This window comes from Paraburkholderia sp. SIMBA_027 (assembly GCF_046535315.1).
GTDB lineage: Bacteria > Pseudomonadota > Gammaproteobacteria > Burkholderiales > Burkholderiaceae > Paraburkholderia > Paraburkholderia tropica.
In genome coordinates, this window is sequence record NZ_JAWRWY010000027.1 from 1 (window position 1) to 19,851 (window position 19,851).

Genomic DNA, 19,851 nt, shown 5'->3' on the forward strand with positions numbered 1-19,851 from the left:
AGAACGCCTCGGCACATGGCGCGCTTGGACTCTTTCCGCCGCAAGCGAGACCGTTATCTGTTAAGGATAACTACGCGCGTGACGCACAGTTGCCCACAGCCGCCAACTTGACAATGCCCCTGCAAGGCCTCATTCTCACCCACGGCTATGTCACGACGCGTGTGCTGCTGCCGACACAGGATTGTAAGCGCCCAAGCATCGCCGTAGCTCAGATCGTTGACGACGAAGCTGAGGAATGCTATCGGATCGGTTCGACGCGTGCAGAGGACGGTAGCGCCGGTGCTACATTCCACGGCAGCAGGTCCTCGATGCGGTTAGCCGGATGATCGGCGATGCGCTCGAGCACATAGGCGAGATACGCCTCGGGGTCGAGGCCGTTCAGGCGCGCCGAGCCGATGAGACTGTACATAGCCGCCGCGCGCTCGCCGCCGGAATCGGAACCGACGAACAAGAAGTTGCGCCTTCCGAGGGCCACACCGCGCAGCGCCCGCTCGGCGATCAGGTTGTCGATCTCTGCCCGACCGTCCGTGCAGTAATAGACGAGCGACGGCCAGCGATTGAGCGCATAGCGAATCGCCTTCGTCGTATCGGACTTCGCAGAGAGCGTGGCAAGCGTCGCGTCGAACCACCGCTTCATGTCGTCGAGCAGCGGCACGGCCTGCGCCTGGCGCACGCGTTGGCGTTCGTCCGGTGGTTTGCCGCGGATCTGTTCCTCGATCCTGTAAAGCGCGCCGATACGGCGCAGCGCCTCTTCCGTCACGGCGTTGGGCCGCACGGCGTGCAGATCATGGATTTTTCGCCGCGCGTGTGCCATGCAGGCGGCTTCGACGATGCGCTCACCGCGATACAGTTCGGCGTAACCGGCGAACGCGTCCGCCTGCAGCACGCCGGTGAAGTTGGCCAGATGCTGTTGCGGATGCTCGCCTCGCCGATCCGACGTGTAGGCGAACCAGACCGCCGTCGGCTCCCCGGAGCAGGAGGGCCGGTCGTCGCGCACGTACACCCACAGACGGCCTGTCTTCGTGCGGCCATTGCCCGGAGCCAGCACCGGCAGAGGCGTATCGTCCCCGTGAACCTTGCAGCCGGCCAGCGCATAGCGACGCACAGCATCGACCAGTGGGGCAAGCAGATGTGTGATGCTGCCCACCCAGTACCCCATCGTGCCCGGATCAATTTCGACGCCGTCGCGTGAGTACATAACGGCCTGGCGATGCAACGGGAGGTGGTAAGCGAACTTCGACACGGCGATATGCGCAAGCAGTGCCGGGCCCGGGATGCCGCGATCAACCGGTCGAGTGGGCGCGGCGGCCTGCACGATGCAGTCGCAGCACGCGCAGGCAAGTTTCGGACGGCGGTGACGGATCACACGGAAGTGCGCGCGCACGTACTCGAGCTGCTCGGCAACATCTTCGCCCAATGGCTTGAGCTGCCCGCCGCAATCCGGGCAGTTGTCGCTCGCCGGCAGATGCACGCGCTCTTCACGTTCGAGATGATCAGGCAGCGGCTTGCGGCCGGGCCCTTCGCGCCGCGGTCGGGGCGTCGCACGAGGCGCTGCCATGTAGGTGGCGCCTTCGTCGGCCTGCAGATCCTCCAGCCGGAGTTCAAGTTGCCCGATCTGGCGATCGAGCTTCTCCGACTTACGCCCGAACTGCATGCGGCGCAGCTTCGCGATGGTGAGCTTCAGGTGCTCGATCTCAATGGCGCGAGACGAGAGTTGCTCGTGCAGTTCGGCAACCTGTGCATCGCGTTTACGCACGATTTCATCACGAGCGAACACCATCGCTTTCAGGGCGTCGATGTCGTCGGGAAGGTTTGTTGCACGAAGGTCCATGCCTACAGTTTACGGGCATGGCTCCTGCCGGAAGTTGACGGCGGACAAGACCGTTTACAATGCGCTGCGCGGGCGCGCTGCTTCGACTGGCTGACGCCAATCGAAGCCTTCGAGCAAGAGCGCAAGTTGGGCACTCGTCAGCGCGATGACGCCGGAATCGGCTCGGGGCCACGCAAAACGTCCTTTTTCAAGGCGTTTTGCAAACAAACAGAGTCCGCCGTCGCACCAATACAAAGCCTTCAGCAGATCACCGCGCTTGCCTCTGAAGAGGAAGATGTTGCCGCCATACGGGTCTTTCTCCAACACTGTCTGCACCTTCGCAGCCAGAGAATTGAAACCGGAGCGCATGTCGGTCGCCCCTGCGGCAATCCATATCCGGGTGTTCGGCGGTATCACTTCAGGCAGTCCTGCAGAAATCGCTCGGCGAACTCTTGCGATACACCTTTGACGCGAATCCGTCTCTTGCCCACCTCGACTTCCACCTCACAACCGGAGGTCATCGTAGCGGACTGCGTCGTGGGCGACGACGCTACGTCGATGACGTTCACCGGCAGCAATTGCGCGGGCTCCACCAGGGCCGACACTGGAACCGACGTGGTGGCCTTCGCATGCTCCCTCTTGAATCGTTGCCGCCACTTGAACACCATGTTGTCGTTCAGACCGTGTTCCCGCGCGATTCGCGAGACAGAAGCCCCGGGCTGCATCGTCATCTCGACGATCGCACGCCGAAACTCATTCGAGAAGTTCGGCCGCTTCGGGGCCGCTGTTACCACGTCGTCAGAATTGTCCATTATCGCGTCCGCAAAATATTTCGCGGACGCCATATTTGCCCACCGCCGTCATATCCTCAAGACGGCCTTGCTTGGGTGCTTACACAGGATTTGTCGAAAGGCGAGCTGAAATTCGCGCTGATACCGGGTGTCATCCGTCATCTGAAGTTTGACGCCGCGACCACGCGCGGCACGCTCAAAACGGCGTTCCCTGCGCGCGATGGTGGCGGAACAAACACTCACAAAGTTGTGCCCGCGGCGGTTGCACCAATGGAACCATGATCGGTACTTTGATCGGGAAACCCTCCGCCCAACTGCAGGCTCAAAGCCTCTGCCGCCTTTCTGACCGTCACTGTCCATGCGCTGTGTACGCGATCGCACGGGATGATCAACGCGATCGCACCCAGCACTTCTCCGAGTGCGCCGAAGACCGGCGCGGCGATCTCCGCCAATTCGGCGTCGTGATCGCCAGTCAGCAGAAGAACCTGTGCTCGCCGAATCTGCTGTCCCAGTGCCTCGTCGCCGATGTATGCGTAGGCCTGCAATACACGGCCCGCAGCGCCCCTGCCGGGCGGCAGCAGCTTGCCTGTTTCGATCGTGTCCCTGACCGCACGTGGAGAGGCAACCCGATGGAGACAAAGCTGGAACTCACCGCGTAGCACGAAAAACGCGGCGCTCTCCCGTGTCGCCTCGACCAGTTCATGCAGGGCGGCGATGGTCCAATCCGAGCAGCAAAACGACTGCAAATAGCTCGCATGAAGTTTCGCCACGGTTGGTCCGAGGACATAACGTCCGTTTGGTTGACGGGAAACGAGCCTGGCGTGAGTCAGCGAGGCGAGCAGACGAAGCAGGGTACTTTTATAAAGACCGCTACTTTCAGCGAGTTCATTTAACGACAGGTTGCCTTTGCCATCGGCGAGCGCCGAAAGCACACTCAGAGCCCGATCAACGGCGGCAACGCCGGCCGTGCCCGATTTGTCTGCCGTTGCCGTCATGAACTGGCTGCCCGCATGCGCGATCGAACCTGCATGCCGTTACCGCGAGCAGGAATGCTCAAGCAGCGCCTCGATCACGCCAAAGCCGAGCCTGTCTTCCGGGTCGAGCGCACGCAGCTTGCCGACAAGCTCTCTCGCTGCAGCATGCTCGCCGCGGCGCACGCTGATGAACGCCAGCGCCTTCAGTGTGGATAACCAGAAGCGGGCCGGGCCCGGTGTCGAAAAATCAGCGTCATCGGGCTGCACCGTGCGCCAGTCTCGCGCGAGCGACGCCTGCAGCGCGGCCACGGCGAGCGCCTTGCATGCGACTTCCTCGGCCAGTTCCAGTTCGCCTAGGCTAGCGTGGAATTTGTACAGCAGGTAATACGGCGGCAGGCATTGCGGGAATGCAAGCACGGTGGTCCACAGCGCAGCACCAGCTTCGTCGTGTGCGGCACCGCGCGCCGCGTCGATCAGCCGACGCGCGGCTGGCGGCACCTCGCCGCCGAACAGGTCGGTGGACTCGATCCCGGTGACGAGGTTCACCACACTGTCTCCGGTGCAACAAGCCGCGCCACGGGCTCTCCACGTTCGAGATGCGAGGTGAAGATTTCCTCGGCGTCGGCGGCCGTCACGCCTCGATACAGCACGGCTTCCGGATAGACCAGCACATTCGCGCCCTGGTCGCACGGACCGAGGCATCCCGAGTAGGTGATCGCCACCGTGTCATACGCGTTTCGCTTCTGCTGTTCGGCCCAGAGCGCCTGAAGGAGGGCGGTCGATCCCTTGCCGCCCGCGCACGAGCCGCGGGGATGCTGAGGCGGCCGATTCTGGGTACACACGAAAACATGCCGTTGAGGTTTGCTCATTGCCGTGCTCTCCTAACCGAACTTGAACAGGATGCCGTGCCCGCCGCGCGGGTACTCCCATTCGATGTTGTTGTGGTCCGTGCACAGGATGCGGCAGCTTCCGCACTCCAGGCAGCCATCGGTGATCAGTGTGACCGCCCCATTGCCTTCGGCCTTGTAGCACGATGCGGGGCACACGAAGGTGCAACTCTTCGAGCCGCAGTCGTTCGTGCAGATATCCGCATTCTTGATGCGGATATGCGGTCGTCCCGCGTCCACGCGGTAGCGATTCTGAAACAGCTTTTCCTCGACGTTGACTGTGACGGTGTTCATCGGAAGGCCCTCCAAAGTTTGTAGGCGTCGCCAACGAGGCCGCCGAGAGAGCGGTGCTTGCGAAAACTCGCCATCACCTCGCGCTTCTTGCTGGTCTTGTCAACGCCGTCGACGGTAATCATCGTGCGTGCGGCGTTCGCGACGAGGTCCGGATACGTCGTGAAAAACTGCGGATTGTCGTGCAGGATGCCCGGCATGTCCCGGTACTTGTGCAGATCCTTCATCACGAAGCTGTTGTCGAGCGCGGTTTTGTACGCCGCGAGCGCGCTCGCGCGGTAGCCATGGCCGTTCACCCTGGCGGCGATGACTGTTTCGGCGGCGAGGCGTCCCGTCGTCATGGCGAGGTTCGATCCTTCGCGGTGCGCGGCATTGACGAAGCCGCCCGAGTCACCGACGATCATCCAGCCGTTGCCGTACACGCGCGGAATGGCATTGAATCCGCCCTCGGGTATCAGGTGCGCGCAGTATTCCTTCATTTCTCCTCCGGCGATCAGCGGTGCGATCGACGGGTGCCGCTTCATCTGTTCGAGCAGCACATACGGACTCGTTCGATTCGGATTCCTCTTGAAATCGCTGAGCATGCAGCCAACGCCGATGGTCAGCGACTCCTTGTTCGTGTACAGGAACCCGGTGCCCATCATGCCGTCCGTGATGCGGCCGATCATCTCGATCACCACGCCTTCCTCTTCGCCAATGTTGAAGCGCTGGCGGATCGTCTCCTCGGGCATGAAGAGAATTTCCTTGACCGCCAGGGCGACGTTGCGCGCCTCGATTTCGCCGTGAAAGCCGGCCTTGCGCGCGAGCGTCGAATTCACGCCGTCCGCGAGGATGACGACATCCGCGTAGACATCGCCCTGTTCGCGGTCGCACTGCACGCCGACGACCTGGTCGCCGTCCATGATCAGGTGATTGACGGTGGTCTCGCAGATCAGCAGCGCACCAGCTTCGCGCACTTTCGACGAAAACCACTTGTCGAACTGAGCGCGGATGATCGTGTAGCGGTTGTACGGCGGCTGGTTGTAGTCGTCGCTGCGCACGTGCGTGCCGACGAACGACGTGTCGTCGAGCATCCACATACGCTGCTCGATGATATGGCGCTCAAGCGGTGCGTCGTCGCGAAAGTCGGGGATGATCTCCTCGAGCGACCTGGCATACAGGATCGCGCCCTGGACGTTCTTGCTGCCTGGATATTCGCCGCGCTCGATCTGCAACACCTTCAGTCCGGCTTTGGCCATCACGTACGCCGCTGCGTTGCCGGACGGTCCGGCGCCGACGACGATCGCATCGAATTGCGAGGGTTTTTTCATCGTGTTCTCCTCACGCGGCTGCCTTGCCGCGCAGCGCCAGGTGGTCCGCGAACGCCTGCGTTAGCGCCGGGAGCACCTGGAGTGCATTGCCGACGATGCCATAGTGCGCAAAGTCGAAGATTGGTGCGTTCGGGTCGGTGTTGATCGCGACGATCACGTCCGAACTTTCCATACCGACGCGATGCTGGATCGCGCCGGAAATACCGGCTGCGATATAGAGCTTCGGCCGCACGGTCTTGCCGGTCTGGCCGACCTGGCGATCGGCCTCGACCCAGCCGGTCTGCACACAGGGACGCGTCGCGCCGACTTCGCCGCCCAGCACACGCGCCAGTTCGAAGACGAGCCGGAAGTTCTCCGGGTTCTTGAGCCCCTTGCCGCCGCTGACGATCACATCGGCGTAGGGCAGGTTGATGCGGTTGCTGTTCGCGTCGGCGATGAAATCGAGCAGCTTCGTCACGATGCCGGACTCCGCCATCCCGAGCGTTGCCTGCACGATTGCTCCGCTGCGCCCGCTCTGCGCCTGCGGCATCGCCATTACGCGCGGGCGCACGGTGGCCATCTGCGGGCGGTATGCAAGAGTCATGATCGTGCACAGCAGCGAGCCGCCGAAAGTCGGCCTCGTCGCGGCGAGCGCGCGCGAAACCGGGTCGATGTTGAGTTCCGTGCAGTCGGCGGTGAGGCCGGTTGCGAGCGTCGTCGCGACTGAGCCGGCGAGATCGCGGCCCATCGAGGTCGCGCCGAGCAGCAGGATTTCGGGCTGGTACTGGTTGACGAGGTCGGTGAGGCCTTTCGTGAAGGGCTCGTTGCGATAGCCGAGCAGTACCGGATCATGGATCACGTAGGCCTTGTCCGCGCCGAAGCCGAAGGCCTCGGCGGCGAACTGCTCGAGCGGCTCGTCCGGGCCGCCGAGCGCCACGACGGCAACGTCGCTGCCCAGCTTGTCGGCGAGCTTGCGCGCTTCGCCGAGCAGTTCCCACGAGACGCTGTGCACATGGCCGCGGTCATGTTCCAGAAAAACCCAGACGCCCTTGTAGACCTTGAGGTGTTCGGGCAGTTCGAGATTGCGGCCGCCCGCACGTTTGGCGGGCGCAGCCGGCTTGGCGTCGGCGGCGACAGGCGAGTTCATGAGGTCCCCTTCATCAGCAAGTCCGCCTCCAGTGTTGGATGGCGGGTGAATATCTTCTGCAACAGGTTCAGCGAGATGTCGCGCAGGCTCGAAATGTCCAGCTCCAGCATCTCCGTCTTTTCGCTGCGCGGCGTCGGTCCGAAGACCTTGCTGACCACGGTCGGCGAGCCTTTCAGTCCGATCTTGCTGACGTCCTCGATGCCCGCCTGTTCGCGGTTCCATTTGCGCACGGGAAAGCCCGCGGCATGGATCATCGCGGGCAGCGTCGCGAAGCGCAGCTCGTTGGTGTTCTCCAGCATCGTCACGAGACAGGGCAGCGCGGTCTTCAGCACCTGCACGCCGCCTTCCGCGCGGCGCTCGACGACGATCGTGCGCGCATCGAGGTCGGTCTCGACGATCTTCGACACGTAGGTGAGTAGCTGCATCCCCATGCGTTTGGCGATGCCGGGGCCGACCTGGGCTGTATCGCCGTCGATGGTCTGCTTGCCAGTGAACACGACGTCCACCGCCTGTTCCTTCCCGATCTGGCGGATGGCAGCGGCGAGCGCATACGAGGTGGCGAGCGTGTCGGCGCCCGCGAATGCGCGGTCGGTCACGAGCACGGCGTCGTCCGCGCCATAGCCGATGCATTTGCGCAGCGCGTCCTCGGCTTGCGGCGGTCCCATGCAGAGCATCGTGACCTTGCCGCCGAAGCGGTCCTTGAGCCGCAGCGCCTCTTCGAGCGAGAACAGGTCGTACGGGTTGACGATCGCCGGCACGCCCTGGCGCATGATGGTGTTGGTGACAGGATGAACCCGGATCTGTGCGGAATCCGGAACCTGTTTGATGCAGACGACAATGTGCATGATGGCGCTCCAGTTCAGGCGGCGTCGCGCGTCGGCAACGACGCGCGCAGGTTGTCGAGAGAGACATGCTGGCGGCCGTCCACGTCCTGGAAGACCTTGAACACCTTCTCGTCGGCGGGCGTGGACGAGACGAAGTCGCTGTAGGCCTTCAGCAGCAGACCGTGGTAGACCTTGAACATGGCCGCCTCGTTGTTCTGCGGCATCGCTTCCTGTTGCCGGATGTACTGGAAGAAGCGCTTGAGAATGTGCAGACGGCTGACGTTCACCACCTTCTCGTCGAACGGGATGCCGAAGAAGTGCAGGAAATCCTCGGCCGACGAGAGGCGTTTAAGTTGCTCGATGAATCCTTGCATGTCGTTACTCCCCACTGGACATGTCGGGCGGTGTTGAAAAATGCGCGCTTGGCGTGCAGCGGTCGTCGCAGCCGACGTGGCACTGGGCGGCAACCGCAGCGGGACCCACTTGCGCGGCCTGTTCGAGATGCGCTACGCGCTCCAGCAGGCAGGCGAGAGCCTTGCCGACGGGATCCGGAATCAGATGGTGATTGAGGTCGAAACCATATGGAGCCGCTCGCGCGCGAGGGGCCACGACGCGCCCCGGGATGCCGACGACGGTCGCGCCTTCCGGCACCGGATCGATGACGACGGAGTTCGCAGCGATGCGCGCGTGATGGCCGATCGTGATCGGTCCGAGAATCTTCGCGCCCGCGCCGATGACGACGTGGTCGCCGAGCGTTGGGTGACGCTTGCCCGGATGCCAGCTCGTGCCGCCGAGCGTGACGCCGTGATAGAGCGTGACGTCGTTGCCGATCACGGCAGTCTCGCCGATCACGACGCCCGCGCCGTGATCGATGAAGCATCGCGCGCCGATCACCGCGCCCGGGTGAATGTCCACATGCGTGACCATGCGCGCGACGAACGACAGCCAGCGCGGCACGTAGCGCCAGCCGCGCGCCCACAGCGCATGAGCGATACGGTAGGCCGCCATGGCGTGCACGCCGGGATAGATCGTCCAGGCTTCGAACCGGCTGCGGGCGGCCGGGTCGCGCTGAGCGACGCAGTGCACGTCGCCAAGCAATAGCGACCACCATGAGGTGTTCGGGCCGGCCGTGTCCGTGGATGCCGGTTCAGGCATGACGCGGCGATAGTCGCTCACGAGACCTCCCCGAACGTTTCGCTGGCTTCGGACAGAAAACGGTAGAGGTCGCTCGCGCTCGGCGCCTGCTTGTACTGCGTGGCGTACTGGCGGATCCGCGCGAGCAGCATCGGCAGGATCCGCTCGGCCACGTTCACGCCGAGCGCGCCGTAGGCTTGGCGAACGCTTTGGGATCCAGAGTGTTTGCCGAGCACGACCGAACGCTGCCGCCCGAGTTCGGCCGGATCGAAGCTTTCGTAGGTCGCGGGATGTTTCGCGATGCCGTCGGCGTGAATGCCCGACTCGTGCGTAAACACGGCGCTGCCGACGATGCTTTTGTTGAACGAAACCGTCCTGCCCGACGCGCTTTCAACGAGCCGCGAGATGCCGAGCAGCGCGGTCGTGTCGACGCCGGTGTCGCGTCCCAGCAGATGCCGCGCACCCATGACGATCTCTTCGAGCGCGGCGTTTCCGGCGCGCTCGCCGAGGCCGTTGACGGTCGTGTTCGCGTGGGTCGCGCCCGCGCGCAGCGCGGCGAGCGTGTTGGCCGTGGCGAGCCCGAGGTCGTCGTGCGCATGGATCTCGATCTCGATGTCGACGGCGTCGCGCAGTCTTGCGATGGCGTCGTAGGTCGAGAACGGATCGAGCACGCCGAGCGTATCGGCGAAGCGCACGCGTTGCGCGCCGTGCTGCTGCGCGCAGCGTGCGACGTCGGCGAGGAAGGCGGCGTCCGCGCGCGAGGCGTCCTCCATCCCGAGCGAGATCTTGCGGTCGCTTTTCGCCGCCGCCGCGATCACGCGCGCGATCTGCCCGAATACCCAGTTGCGGGGCTGACGCAACTTGTATTGCAGATGGATGTCCGAGACCGGAATCGACAGATGCACGATGTCGGGATTGCAGCGCAGCGCAGCGGCGAGATCGCCGTCGGTCAGGCGTCCCCAGACCATGAGGCCGGCGTCGAGGTTCAGGTCGACGATCGCCCGGATGCCGGCAATCTCGTCCTCGCCCATGGCCGGAATGCCGATTTCGAGTTCGGCGACGCCGGCTTTAGACAGTGCCGTCGCGATAGCGCATTTCTCTTCGAGCGTGAACGCGACGCCGGCGGTCTGTTCGCCGTCGCGCAGGGTGGTGTCGTTGATGATCGGGACGGGCATGTGCGTGGTCTCTCAAGTTGTCGTCATGAGATTTGCAAGGGTTGTGCCAGCAGCGCTTTATGGCTGGACGCGGGCTTGTGGCCGCAATTCGATGACGCGGATGTCGCGTATGAAGGGCGTGTTGTGGGGTTGCGCGTGTCGCGAATGTGCTGTTCCGAACACCGTGAACCAGGCGTTCTCGACCGGGTGGCGGTGTCAGCGCTCGCGCGCGAAGTTGCGCGTGTGTTTCGGAAACTCGATGGTCAGGTCGGCGTCGCGCAGCTTCACGCAGCACGCAAGGCGCGATTGTGCGTCGACGCCCCACGCGTGGTCGAGCTGGTCGGACTCCTCATCATCGGGCGCGGTCAGCGACGCGCCGCCCGCGCGCACGTAAATATGACAAGTTGCGCAGGCGGCCACCATCTCGCAGGCATGTTCGATGGCGATGCCCGATTCGAGCAGGCCGTCGCACAGCGATGCGCCGCGTTTGAGCTCGATTACGCGTCCTTCGGGACACAACTCGGCATGAGGAAGCACGTGTACGCGGGGCATGAGGGGATCCGTTCAGGCGAGACTGTCGAGCGCGCGGCCTGCGAGCGCCTGGCGAATGGAGGCGTTCATCCGGCGTGCGGCGAATTCGGCGGTAGCGTGGGAGAGCGTTTCGGCAGCCGCGCGCAGCGCATCGAGGGGCGCGCCGACTTCGAGCGCCTCCGCCACGCCGAACAGGCTTTGCCGGATCGCGGCGAGTTCCGTTTCCGTGAGCAACGCGGCATCGGCGGCAAGCGCCGTTTCGGTCGCATCCAGCAGGCGCCGGGCGTCGACTTGCGCTTCGCGCAGCGCGCGCAATTGCATGTCGTCGAGCGAGGTGTCGAAGGCCTCCCTTAGCATCGCGGCAACCTGCGCGTCGCTCAGGCCGTATGACGGCTTGACCTCGACGTGCGCCTCGGTTCCGGTCGTCTGCTCCCGGGCGGTGACGGCGAGCAGGCCGTCGGCGTCGATCTGGAATGTCACGCGAACGCGCGCGGCGCCCGCGACCGTGGCAGGAATGCCGCGCAGTTCGAAACGGGCGAGCGAGCGGCAGTCCGCGACCGCCTCGCGCTCGCCCTGGACGACGTGGATCGACATCGCGGTCTGTCCGTCCTTGAACGTCGTGAATTCCTGCGCACGGGCGACGGGCAACGTCGAGTTGCGCGGAATGATCTTCTCGACCAGACCGCCCATCGTTTCGAGCCCGAGCGACAGCGGACAGACATCGAGCAGCAGCCAGCCGTCGCCGTTGCTGTTTCCGGCGAGGACGTCCGCTTGCCTCGCCGCGCCGAGAGCGACGACCTGGTCGGGATCGATGTCCGCGAGCGGTTCGCAGCCGAACAGGCCGCGCACCGCGTCTCGTGCGAGCGGCATGCGTGTCGAACCGCCGACCAGCACCACGCCGTCGATATCGGCGCTCTGCAGCCTGGCGTCGCGCAGTGCGCGGCGCGTGGCGGCAATGGTCCGGTCGATCAGCGGCTGACAGAGCGCGCCGAATACCGCGCGCGACAGCGTGCGCTGCCAGATGGCGCCGCCGGGATGCGTCAGCGTGACCTCGGCCGTGTCCGATTGCGACAGTGCCTCCTTCGCGGTGCGCGCCGCCATCAGCAGCGCGCGCTGCTCGCGCGGCGCGAGTGCGGCAAGGCTGGCGACGCCCTGCGCATTGCACAGCCAGTGCGCCACGGCGTGATCGAAATCGTCTCCGCCGAGCGCTGCGTCGCCGCCCGTGGCGAGCACTTCGAAGACGCCCTTCGAGAGCCGCAGAATCGAGATGTCGAACGTGCCGCCGCCCAGGTCGTAGACCGCGAACGTGCCTTCGGCTGCGCGGTCGAGCCCGTAGGCCACAGCAGCGGCGGTCGGCTCGTTCATCAGCCGCAGCACGGTGAGTCCGGCGAGTCTCGCGGCGTCCTTGGTCGCCTGGCGTTGCGCATCGTCGAAGTAGGCAGGCACGGTGATCACCACGCCCGCCAGTTCGCCGCCGAGCGCGGCTTCGGCTCGCGTGCGCAGCGCGCGCAGGATTTCGGCCGAGACCTGCACCGGCGAGCGCTCGCCCGCGGCCGTCGCGACGTGCACCATGCCGGGCCGGTCGACGAAGCGATAAGGCAGCGCGTCGGCATCGGGCAGATCCGCAAGACGCCGCCCCATGAAACGCTTCACCGAGACGATGGTGTTGGCCGGATCGTCGGCTTGCTGCATTTGCGCCTCGCGTCCCACGCGCGCTTCGCCTGACGGCAGATAGCGCACGACGGAAGGCACGAGCGGTGAGCCTTCCATGTCCGGCAACAGGTCTGGCAACACGCGCGCCACGGCACTCTGGACCGTCGCGACGAGCGAGTTTGTCGTCCCCAGGTCGATGCCGGCCGCGAGCCGGTGCTGATGCGGGGCGGCGGCGCGGCCAGGTTCAGCGATCTGTAGCAGGGCCATGTCGATATCTCCTCGGCAGGCGGACCGGAAGGCTCAGACCGCGAAGCTTTCTCCGCATCCGCAGTTTGCCTTCGCGTTCGGGTTGTGGAACTTGAAGCCTTCGTTCAGGCCTTCGCGCACGAAGTCGAGTTCGGTGCCGTCGAGCATCGGCAGGCTGCGTGGATCGACGACGATCGTCACGCCATATGCCTCGAAACACCGGTCCTCGACGTTCGGTGTATCCACGAATTCGAGCGCATACGCGAAGCCCGAGCAGCCGCTCGTCTTGACCGCGACGCGCAGTCCGACGCCGCTGCCACGCTTTTGCAGCGACCTCGCGACGTGCCGCGCCGCTGCCGGGGTGAGAGAGACGGTCATGTCGGGCCTCACACGGAGAAGGAACTGCCGCAGCCGCAGGTGCTCTGGGCGTTCGGGTTTTGGATGACGAAACGCGCGCCTTCGAGGCTGTCTTCGTAATCGACGCGCGCGCCCAGCAGATATTGCTGGCTCATCGCATCGATCAGCAGCGTGACGCCGTCGGTGACGATCTGCATGTCGTCTTCGGCAACCTGGTCGTCGAACGAGAATCCGTACTGAAAGCCCGAGCAGCCGCCGCCGGACACATAGAGTCGGAGCTTGAGCCGGGGATTGCCTTCTTCCTCGATCAGCGACGCGACCTTGGCGGCGGCGCGCGCGGTGAAGTCCAGGAAGGACGGCAGGGGTTCGGGCGCGGCGGCGGCCGCTTGCTGGAGTGATTCCATCGTGCTTGTCCTCGTTCTGTGAGCGCGTTCAATTCGTGCCGGACGCGCAGGCCGGCTGTTCGGTCGTGAATTCGACGCTGTCTCGCGCCGCCGTTTCGCGAGGCTCGGCCGTGAGGCGCCGCGCGCGGAAGTCGGCCACGGCGGCCTTGATGGCATCCTCGGCGAGGATCGAGCAATGGATCTTCACCGGCGGCAGTGCGAGGGCTTCGGCGATCTGCGTATTGCGGATCGCCATCGCCTCGTCGAGCGTCTTGCCCTTGACCCATTCGGTGACCAGCGAACTGGACGCGATCGCCGAGCCGCAGCCATACGTTTTGAACCGTGCGTCCTCGATCACGCCCTGGCCGTTGACGCGGATCTGCAACCGCATCACGTCGCCACACGCGGGCGCGCCGACCATGCCGGTGCCTACCGTGTCGTCGTCCTTGCCGAACGAGCCCACGTTGCGCGGATTTTCATAGTGATCGAGAACCTTGTCGCTGTAAGCCATGACATGCTCCTTGGTAGCGTGCCGGACGGGCCGGGCATCAGTGTTCGGCCCACTGGAGAGAACGAAGGTCGACGCCGGCCTGCGCCATGTCCCACAACGGGCTCATGCCGCGCAGCCGTTCGACCACGCGGGTCACCTGCGCAATGGCGAAATCGATCTCCTGCGCCGTCGTGAAGCGTCCGAGCGAGAAGCGGATCGAACTGTGCGCGAGTTCGTCGTCGCGTCCCATCGCGCGCAGCACGTAGCTGGGTTCGAGGCTTGCGGACGTGCACGCCGAACCGGAAGACACCGCGATGTCCTTCATCCCCATCAGCAGCGATTCGCCTTCGACGTAGCGGAAACTGATATTGAGGTAATGCGGCGCGCCGTGTGTGAGGTCGCCATTGACCTCGATTGCGTCGATGGCTTGCAAGCCCGCCCACAATCGGTCGCGCAGCATGCGGATGCGTTCGTTGTCGGCGCGCATGCTTTCGCGGGCAAGCCAGAATGCCGCACCCATACCAACGATCTGGTGCGTCGGCAGCGTGCCCGAGCGCATGCCGCGCTCGTGCCCGCCGCCGTGGATCTGCGCATCGATGCGCACGCGCGGGCGGCGGCGCACGTAAAGCGCGCCGATGCCTTTCGGGCCGTAGACCTTGTGCGCGGAGAGCGACATCAGGTCGACCGGCAATGCGTCGAGGTCGATCGGCACCTTGCCGGCCGCCTGCGCCGCATCGACGTGCAGCAGCACGCCGCGCGCGCGGCACAGCGCACCCAGCGTGGCGATGTCCTGCACGGCGCCCGTTTCGTTGTTCACGAGCATCACCGACGCGAGCACGGTCTCGGGCCGGAGCGCGGCCTCGAACACGGCCGGGTCGACGAGGCCGTCCTGCTGCACCGGCAGCACGCTCACCTCGAAGCCTTCGCGTTCGAGTTCGCGCATCGTGTCGAGCACGGCCTTGTGTTCGGTTGCGAGCGTCACGAGGTGCTTGCCACGCGAGCGGTGGAAGTGTGCGGCGCCCTTCAGCGCGAGGTTGTCCGACTCGGTCGCGCCCGAGGTCCAGACGATTTCGCGCGGGTCGGCGTTCACGAGGCTCGCCACCTGCTCGCGGGCGAGTTCCACGGCTTCGTCGGCGGCCCAGCCGAACGCATGAGAGCGGCTCGCCGGATTGCCGAAGATCTGCGTCATGTAGGGCAGCATGCGCCGCGCGACACGCGGGTCCACGGGCGTAGTGGCGGCGTAGTCGAGATAGACGGGCTGAACGCGGGACTCGGGATAACGGGCGGCATCCGGCATGGCGGGCTCCTTGGCAGCGGAGGATGGAACAGGCAGGCGAAAATCTGCAACATCCATGCCACGGCTTTTTTTAGCCGGGTATGGTTGTCTTCTGGCGCGGGGATGGTTTTCTTTGTACGTAACCGACGCAGGATTGCAGTTCAGGTTTGTTGCGTTTGTCGGCTTTGTCGGCTCGGCCCGCATTCCGATCCGGCGCTTGTTCGGCGTGGGCTGAATCTTGCTTTATCGAGATTCGTGCTGCTGTTGCGCCGTGGTGCCTCGACCGGGCCACAGCAGGAGCGGAGGGATTCATGCAGAAGTCAGGTGCAGGCGAGGCCCGTCGTGAGCTCGACGCGGTCTATGAAGTCAGCAAGACGCTCGTGTCGTCGCTGGATGTCGCGCAGACGTTCCGGACGTCGCTGGAGTATCTGCTCAATGCGCTCGACTGGCGGCGTGCGTTCGTCGTCGTGGCGGAACCGGACGGCGAGTTGCACGGGATGTGCAGCGCGGGGCTGTCGCGCGACGAGCATCGGCGTATCCGCTTTCATCCGGGAGAGGGCATCGTCGGGCGGGTGTTCAAGAGCAGCATGCCCGCGGTCGTGCCGGACGTGCGTGACGAGCCGGTGTTTCTCGATCGCACCGGCAGCGCGGGCGAGCCCGGCGAATTCGGCGACGCGCGCGTCGCGCTGCTCGCGACGCCGATCCGCGTGGAGCGCAATACGCTCGGCGTGCTCGCGGTGTTCTGCATCAATCCGGGCGGCACGCGCATGTTCGCGGGCGACCTCGATCTGATGAAGATCGTCTCGACCTTGATGGCGCAGGCGCTGCTGCTTCATCGCAGCGTGAGCGCCGCGCACGGCCGCATGCAGGAAGAAGTGCGGCGCATGCAGAAGGCGATTCGCCCGGCGCCGCCGCTCGATCACGTGGTGGGCGTGTCCGAGCCCATGCAGCGCATCTTCGAGCAGGTTCATCAGGTGGCGCCCGCGCGTACCACGGTGCTGCTGCGCGGAGAAAGCGGTACCGGCAAGGAAGTGATCGCGCGCGCGATTCATCGCCTTTCGCCGCGCAACGAGCAGGCGTTCGTGTCGGTCAACTGCGCGGCCTTGACGGAGTCGCTGCTCGAAAGCGAACTGTTCGGCCACGAAAAGGGCGCATTCACAGGCGCTCAAGGCCAGCGCAAGGGCCGCTTCGAACTCGCGCACGGCGGCACGCTCTTTCTCGACGAGATCGGCGATATCTCGCCTTCGTTCCAGGCGAAGCTGTTGCGCGTGCTACAGGAGCGCGAGTTCGAGCGGGTCGGCGGCGCGTCGGCGGTGAAAGTCGACGTGAGGCTGATTCTCGCCACGAATCGCAATCTCGAACGCATGGTGAAAGAAGGCGAATTCCGCGCCGACCTCTATTACCGCATCAATGTGGTGAGCATCCAGTTGCCGCCGCTTCGCGAGCGGCGCGAGGACATTCCGGCGATGGCGGAGTATTTTCTCGATCGCTTCAACCGCGACAATAGCCGTGCGCTGCATTTCAGCACGGACGCGATGCGCGTGCTGACGAGCTGCTACTGGCCCGGCAACGTGCGTGAGCTGGAGAACTGCGTCGAGCGCACGGCAACGATGACGCATGGCGACCTCATCGATCGTCTCGCTTTTCTGTGTCAGGAAGATCAGTGCTTGACGCGGGTGCTGCATCACATCGAGCGGGATGACGCCGTGCGGCCGGCGCGTCTCGCCGATATTCCGATCCGCGAAATTCCGGGCATGCCGGGCGGTGCGCCGCGCGATGCTGACATGCCGTTCGCGTTGCCGGACGATCTGGCCGACGACAGCGTCGCCGATGGCTTCCATTCCGGCGATGCGGAAGAAGGCAAGCCGGAGGGCGAGCGCGAGCGGCTCATCTGGGCGATGGAGCGCTGCGGCTGGGTTCAGGCCAAGGCGGCGCGTCTGCTCAGGATTACGCCGCGGCAGATCGGCTACGCGCTCCATAAATACGGCATCGAGGTTCGGCGCTTCTAGCTCGCCGCTTTCGCTGTTTCTCGTTCGTCACGTATTCGCACGCCATCGGCGAGCGGCGGCTGTGCTGCGCGCGCTCGCGCCTTCGTGTCAATTCCATAGCATGACGAAATAATGTGGGCTTTGTCGCAACCGCGACAGAAACCGACGGCCTCGTTGGGTTTGCGTGTCGGCGCGCGCGACAAAGCGCACGCGCGATTCGTCCAACCCCCGTCTAGACGGGCTTTGCGCTAGTGGCACGAATCTGGCTTTTATCTCCCGCACGTAGTCACGTCCGGTTGCGAGGAGATATCCATGCAAGATAACGCGAGTGCCAACATGTTGCCCGCCGCTGCCTATATCGGCATCGGCCAGATCAAGCCTCTGGGGGCGGCCATCGACGTGCCGGCTGCCAGCGGCGGTTGTGGTTCCCAAGGCGGCGAGGGCAAGGCCAGTTGTGGTTCGTCGGGCGGCCCCGACGACATGCCCCCTGAGGTGTGGGAGAAGATCAAGAACCATCCCTGCTATTCGGAAGAGGCGCATCACCATTACGCGCGCATGCACGTGGCGGTCGCGCCCGCCTGCAACATCCAGTGCAACTACTGCAACCGCAAGTACGATTGCTCGAACGAGTCGCGCCCCGGTGTGGTGTCGCAAAAGCTCACGCCTGAGCAGGCGGTGAAGAAGGTGGTCGCGGTCGCGAGCGAGATTCCGCAGATGACCGTGCTCGGCATCGCCGGTCCCGGCGATTCGCTGGCCAATCCGAAGAAGACCTTCGACACCTTCCGCATGCTTCAGGAGCAGGCCCCCGACATCAAGCTGTGCCTGTCCACTAACGGACTCGCGCTGCCGGATCTCGTCGACGAAATCTGCCAGTACAACATCGACCACGTGACGATCACGATCAACATGGTCGATCCGGCCGTCGGCGAAAAGATCTATCCGTGGATTTTCTGGAACCACCGGCGCATAACGGGCTACGAAGCCGCGCGGATTCTGCACGAACGGCAGATGAAGGGCCTCGAGATGCTGACCGCGCGCGGCGTGCTCACGAAGATCAATTCGGTGCTGATTCCGGGCATCAACGACGACCACCTGATCGAGGTGAACCGCGAAGTGAAAAAGCGCGGCGCGTTCCTGCACAACATCATGCCGCTCATCTCGGAGGCGGAGCACGGCACGCACTTCGGGCTGACCGGGCAGCGCGGGCCGAGCGCGCAGGAACTGAAAACCGTGCAGGACGCGTGCATGGGCGGCGCGAACCTGATGCGCCATTGCCGCCAGTGCCGCGCGGACGCGGTGGGGCTGCTCGGCGAGGATCGCAGCGAGGAATTCACGCTCGACAAGATCGAGCAGATGGAAGTGGTCTACGACCTTGAGCGCCGCCGCGAATATCAGAGCCGCGTCGAGGCCGAACGCGAGGCGCAGCACGCGGCGAAGCAGGAAGCGCTGGCCGCTGCGCAGGCGATCGATGTGGCCGACGATCTGAAGGTGCTGGTCGCCGTCGCGACGAAGGGCGGCGGACGCGTGAACGAGCACTTCGGCCATGTCACCGAGTTCCAGATTTTCGAGGTGAGCGCAACCGGGGCGCTGTTCGTCGGCCATCGTCGCGTGGACCTGTACTGCCAGGGCGGCTATGGCGACGACGAGCAGTTGCCGTCCGTCGTGCGTGCGATCAACGACTGTCATGCGGTGCTGGTCGCGAAGATCGGCGCGTGCCCCCGCGACGAACTTGCGCAGGCGGGCATCGAACCGGTGGACCAGTTCGTTGGCGAGTTCATCGAGAAGGCCGCGCTCGCGTGGTTCAACGATTACCGAAGCCGGGTCGCGAACGGTGCGATCACGCACGCGGATCGCGGCGACGCGGCGATCCGGCAGGGCGCGTTCACGGGCGCGGCGGCCTGAAGACTGCGTTGAACGCCCCCACGATCATTCATTGCGAGGAGTATCCCCATGACACTGAAAATCATTGCGTCCACCTGCACCGGCTGCTCGGCCTGCGAGCCGGAATGCCCGAACGTCGCCATCAACGAGAAGGGCGGCGTCTTCGCGATCGACCCGAAGAAATGTACGGAGTGCGAAGGGCATTTCGATAGCCCGCAGTGCATCGCGGTATGCCCGGTGGACGGCTGCATCGTTCACGCCTGAGCCACGGTGCGCGCCGCGTATCGAACTGCGCGGCGCTAGCCCGACTGCCCAACTGGAGAAGATCTGCATCATGCTGCCCAACCTTACCGTCATGCCCGCCGCCGAGAAGTTCATGCGCCGGATCGTGCGCTTTGCCTGCCTGCCTGCCGGCGCAGGCTTTCGTTTGCTCGTGAGTCCCGGCGGCTGCTCGGGCTACAACGCTGAGTTCAGCGCCGAGGCCGCGCCGCAGGCGGGCGAGCAGGTGCTGGAAATTAACGGCCTGCGCCTTTTCCTCGCGGCGGAGAGCCGTCTGCTGCTCGATGGCATGACGATCGATTTCGTCGAGACGGCGACCCAGTCGGGCCTCACCTTCGCGAGCCCGAACCAGGCGCCGTGCGCGTGCAGCAGCGCGGGCGCGAGCGAGCCGGGCGTCGCGCGCATCGACGTGGGGGCGATCGGACGCGGGCGCCCGCCGTTGCCGCCGCAGGCATCGTGAAACCAT

Annotated in this window: 23 protein-coding genes; 4 read left to right on the top strand and 19 right to left on the bottom strand. The window is 64.8% G+C overall.

Features of this window, described 5'->3' with window-relative positions; all coding sequences use genetic code 11:
- Positions 1–238: 238 nt before the first annotated feature.
- The 19 genes from tnpC to SB764_RS34755 form a co-directional block, all read right to left on the bottom strand.
- Entirely contained in the window at positions 239–1,831 is a 1,593-nt protein-coding gene (tnpC, locus tag SB764_RS34665) for an IS66 family transposase (protein WP_410866128.1), read from the bottom strand.
- Positions 1,832–1,885: 54 nt separating this feature from the next.
- Positions 1,886–2,227 carry an IS66 family insertion sequence element accessory protein TnpB gene (gene tnpB, locus SB764_RS34670; RefSeq protein ID WP_258178556.1) on the bottom strand — a complete coding sequence of 114 codons (342 nt, stop codon included), beginning with the start codon at positions 2,225–2,227 and terminating at the stop codon, positions 1,886–1,888.
- The gene (gene tnpA / locus SB764_RS34675; RefSeq protein WP_410866129.1) at positions 2,224–2,622 is read right to left on the bottom strand and encodes an IS66-like element accessory protein TnpA; all 399 of its coding nucleotides are present in this window, start codon (positions 2,620–2,622) and stop codon (positions 2,224–2,226) included. Before tnpA ends, tnpB begins: the two co-directional genes overlap by 4 nt.
- Positions 2,623–2,840: 218 nt before the next feature.
- Entirely contained in the window at positions 2,841–3,596 is a 756-nt protein-coding gene (locus SB764_RS34680; RefSeq protein ID WP_410866130.1) for an IclR family transcriptional regulator, read from the bottom strand.
- A 39-nt stretch (positions 3,597–3,635) separates the two neighbouring features.
- Positions 3,636–4,121 (bottom strand): hypothetical protein, encoded by a 486-nt coding sequence (locus tag SB764_RS34685; protein ID WP_074987605.1) that lies wholly within the window; start codon positions 4,119–4,121, stop codon positions 3,636–3,638.
- Positions 4,118–4,444 (bottom strand): (2Fe-2S) ferredoxin domain-containing protein, encoded by a 327-nt coding sequence (locus SB764_RS34690; protein ID WP_074987598.1) that lies wholly within the window; start codon positions 4,442–4,444, stop codon positions 4,118–4,120. Before SB764_RS34690 ends, SB764_RS34685 begins: the two co-directional genes overlap by 4 nt.
- A gap of 12 nt (positions 4,445–4,456) precedes the next feature.
- Entirely contained in the window at positions 4,457–4,756 is a 300-nt protein-coding gene (locus SB764_RS34695; protein WP_410866131.1) for a ferredoxin family protein, read from the bottom strand.
- Positions 4,753–6,063 (bottom strand): FAD-dependent monooxygenase, encoded by a 1,311-nt coding sequence (locus SB764_RS34700; RefSeq protein WP_410866132.1) that lies wholly within the window; start codon positions 6,061–6,063, stop codon positions 4,753–4,755. Before SB764_RS34700 ends, SB764_RS34695 begins: the two co-directional genes overlap by 4 nt.
- Before the next feature lie 10 nt (positions 6,064–6,073).
- Positions 6,074–7,189, bottom strand: a complete 1,116-nt coding sequence (locus SB764_RS34705; RefSeq protein WP_410866133.1) for an electron transfer flavoprotein subunit alpha/FixB family protein — start codon at positions 7,187–7,189, stop codon at positions 6,074–6,076.
- Positions 7,186–8,034 (bottom strand): electron transfer flavoprotein subunit beta/FixA family protein, encoded by an 849-nt coding sequence (locus SB764_RS34710; RefSeq protein WP_074987594.1) that lies wholly within the window; start codon positions 8,032–8,034, stop codon positions 7,186–7,188. Before SB764_RS34710 ends, SB764_RS34705 begins: the two co-directional genes overlap by 4 nt.
- Before the next feature lie 14 nt (positions 8,035–8,048).
- Positions 8,049–8,387: a nitrogenase stabilizing/protective protein NifW gene (nifW, locus tag SB764_RS34715; protein WP_074987593.1), complete on the bottom strand. Its 339-nt coding sequence runs from the start codon at positions 8,385–8,387 to the stop codon at positions 8,049–8,051.
- Positions 8,388–8,391: 4 nt separating this feature from the next.
- On the bottom strand, positions 8,392–9,189 hold the full coding sequence (gene cysE, locus SB764_RS34720) for a serine O-acetyltransferase (RefSeq protein ID WP_410866134.1): 798 nt from the start codon (positions 9,187–9,189) through the stop codon (positions 8,392–8,394).
- Complete coding sequence (gene nifV / locus SB764_RS34725) at positions 9,186–10,322, bottom strand: homocitrate synthase (protein WP_410866135.1); 1,137 nt, start codon at positions 10,320–10,322, stop codon at positions 9,186–9,188. The genes cysE and nifV overlap by 4 nt, the downstream gene beginning before the upstream one ends.
- Positions 10,323–10,517: 195 nt before the next feature.
- Entirely contained in the window at positions 10,518–10,853 is a 336-nt protein-coding gene (locus SB764_RS34730; RefSeq protein ID WP_410866136.1) for a 2Fe-2S iron-sulfur cluster-binding protein, read from the bottom strand.
- A gap of 12 nt (positions 10,854–10,865) precedes the next feature.
- Complete coding sequence (hscA, locus tag SB764_RS34735; protein WP_410866137.1) at positions 10,866–12,752, bottom strand: Fe-S protein assembly chaperone HscA; 1,887 nt, start codon at positions 12,750–12,752, stop codon at positions 10,866–10,868.
- A gap of 33 nt (positions 12,753–12,785) precedes the next feature.
- Positions 12,786–13,109: an iron-sulfur cluster assembly protein IscA gene (gene iscA / locus SB764_RS34740; RefSeq protein ID WP_074987589.1), complete on the bottom strand. Its 324-nt coding sequence runs from the start codon at positions 13,107–13,109 to the stop codon at positions 12,786–12,788.
- 8 nt (positions 13,110–13,117) lie between these two features.
- A complete protein-coding gene (gene erpA, locus SB764_RS34745) occupies positions 13,118–13,492 on the bottom strand; it encodes an iron-sulfur cluster insertion protein ErpA (protein WP_074987588.1) in 375 nt (124 codons plus the stop codon).
- A gap of 28 nt (positions 13,493–13,520) precedes the next feature.
- A complete protein-coding gene (gene iscU, locus SB764_RS34750) occupies positions 13,521–13,982 on the bottom strand; it encodes a Fe-S cluster assembly scaffold IscU (RefSeq protein WP_124262411.1) in 462 nt (153 codons plus the stop codon).
- 37 nt (positions 13,983–14,019) lie between these two features.
- Positions 14,020–15,258 carry an IscS subfamily cysteine desulfurase gene (locus tag SB764_RS34755; RefSeq protein WP_074987586.1) on the bottom strand — a complete coding sequence of 413 codons (1,239 nt, stop codon included), beginning with the start codon at positions 15,256–15,258 and terminating at the stop codon, positions 14,020–14,022.
- A 290-nt stretch (positions 15,259–15,548) separates the two neighbouring features.
- Between SB764_RS34755 and nifA the strand changes: the two genes are divergently transcribed.
- The 4 genes from nifA to SB764_RS34775 all read left to right on the top strand — a co-directional run bounded on the left by nifA (position 15,549) and on the right by SB764_RS34775 (position 19,845).
- Positions 15,549–17,246 (top strand): nif-specific transcriptional activator NifA, encoded by a 1,698-nt coding sequence (nifA, locus tag SB764_RS34760; RefSeq protein WP_410866138.1) that lies wholly within the window; start codon positions 15,549–15,551, stop codon positions 17,244–17,246.
- Between the two features lie 291 nt (positions 17,247–17,537).
- Positions 17,538–19,127 (top strand): nitrogenase cofactor biosynthesis protein NifB, encoded by a 1,590-nt coding sequence (nifB, locus tag SB764_RS34765; protein WP_410866139.1) that lies wholly within the window; start codon positions 17,538–17,540, stop codon positions 19,125–19,127.
- Positions 19,128–19,175: 48 nt separating this feature from the next.
- The gene (locus SB764_RS34770; RefSeq protein ID WP_074987583.1) at positions 19,176–19,370 is read left to right on the top strand and encodes a 4Fe-4S binding protein; all 195 of its coding nucleotides are present in this window, start codon (positions 19,176–19,178) and stop codon (positions 19,368–19,370) included.
- A 70-nt stretch (positions 19,371–19,440) separates the two neighbouring features.
- A complete protein-coding gene (locus SB764_RS34775) occupies positions 19,441–19,845 on the top strand; it encodes a HesB/IscA family protein (RefSeq protein WP_410866140.1) in 405 nt (134 codons plus the stop codon).
- The last annotated feature ends 6 nt before the right edge of the window (positions 19,846–19,851 follow it).

Excerpts from the sequence above, each read along its gene's own strand:
- tnpA (WP_410866129.1), bottom strand. The coding sequence starts at position 2,622 with ATGGACAATTCTGACGACGTGGTAACAGCGGCCCCGAAGCGGCCGAAC.
- SB764_RS34755 (WP_074987586.1), bottom strand. The coding sequence starts at position 15,258 with ATGCCGGATGCCGCCCGTTATCCCGAGTCCCGCGTTCAGCCCGTCTAT.
- SB764_RS34730 (WP_410866136.1), bottom strand. The coding sequence starts at position 10,853 with ATGCCCCGCGTACACGTGCTTCCTCATGCCGAGTTGTGTCCCGAAGGA.
- SB764_RS34775 (WP_410866140.1), top strand. The coding sequence starts at position 19,441 with ATGCTGCCCAACCTTACCGTCATGCCCGCCGCCGAGAAGTTCATGCGC.
- erpA (WP_074987588.1), bottom strand. The coding sequence starts at position 13,492 with ATGGAATCACTCCAGCAAGCGGCCGCCGCCGCGCCCGAACCCCTGCCG.
- nifA (WP_410866138.1), top strand. The coding sequence starts at position 15,549 with ATGCAGAAGTCAGGTGCAGGCGAGGCCCGTCGTGAGCTCGACGCGGTC.
- SB764_RS34690 (WP_074987598.1), bottom strand. The coding sequence starts at position 4,444 with ATGAGCAAACCTCAACGGCATGTTTTCGTGTGTACCCAGAATCGGCCG.
- tnpC (WP_410866128.1), bottom strand. The coding sequence starts at position 1,831 with ATGGACCTTCGTGCAACAAACCTTCCCGACGACATCGACGCCCTGAAA.
- nifW (WP_074987593.1), bottom strand. The coding sequence starts at position 8,387 with ATGCAAGGATTCATCGAGCAACTTAAACGCCTCTCGTCGGCCGAGGAT.
- iscA (WP_074987589.1), bottom strand. The coding sequence starts at position 13,109 with ATGACCGTCTCTCTCACCCCGGCAGCGGCGCGGCACGTCGCGAGGTCG.
- SB764_RS34695 (WP_410866131.1), bottom strand. The coding sequence starts at position 4,756 with ATGAACACCGTCACAGTCAACGTCGAGGAAAAGCTGTTTCAGAATCGC.
- hscA (WP_410866137.1), bottom strand. The coding sequence starts at position 12,752 with ATGGCCCTGCTACAGATCGCTGAACCTGGCCGCGCCGCCGCCCCGCAT.
- iscU (WP_124262411.1), bottom strand. The coding sequence starts at position 13,982 with ATGGCTTACAGCGACAAGGTTCTCGATCACTATGAAAATCCGCGCAAC.
- SB764_RS34700 (WP_410866132.1), bottom strand. The coding sequence starts at position 6,063 with ATGAAAAAACCCTCGCAATTCGATGCGATCGTCGTCGGCGCCGGACCG.
- nifB (WP_410866139.1), top strand. The coding sequence starts at position 17,538 with ATGCAAGATAACGCGAGTGCCAACATGTTGCCCGCCGCTGCCTATATC.
- nifV (WP_410866135.1), bottom strand. The coding sequence starts at position 10,322 with ATGCCCGTCCCGATCATCAACGACACCACCCTGCGCGACGGCGAACAG.
- SB764_RS34680 (WP_410866130.1), bottom strand. The coding sequence starts at position 3,596 with ATGACGGCAACGGCAGACAAATCGGGCACGGCCGGCGTTGCCGCCGTT.
- SB764_RS34710 (WP_074987594.1), bottom strand. The coding sequence starts at position 8,034 with ATGCACATTGTCGTCTGCATCAAACAGGTTCCGGATTCCGCACAGATC.
- SB764_RS34770 (WP_074987583.1), top strand. The coding sequence starts at position 19,176 with ATGACACTGAAAATCATTGCGTCCACCTGCACCGGCTGCTCGGCCTGC.
- SB764_RS34705 (WP_410866133.1), bottom strand. The coding sequence starts at position 7,189 with ATGAACTCGCCTGTCGCCGCCGACGCCAAGCCGGCTGCGCCCGCCAAA.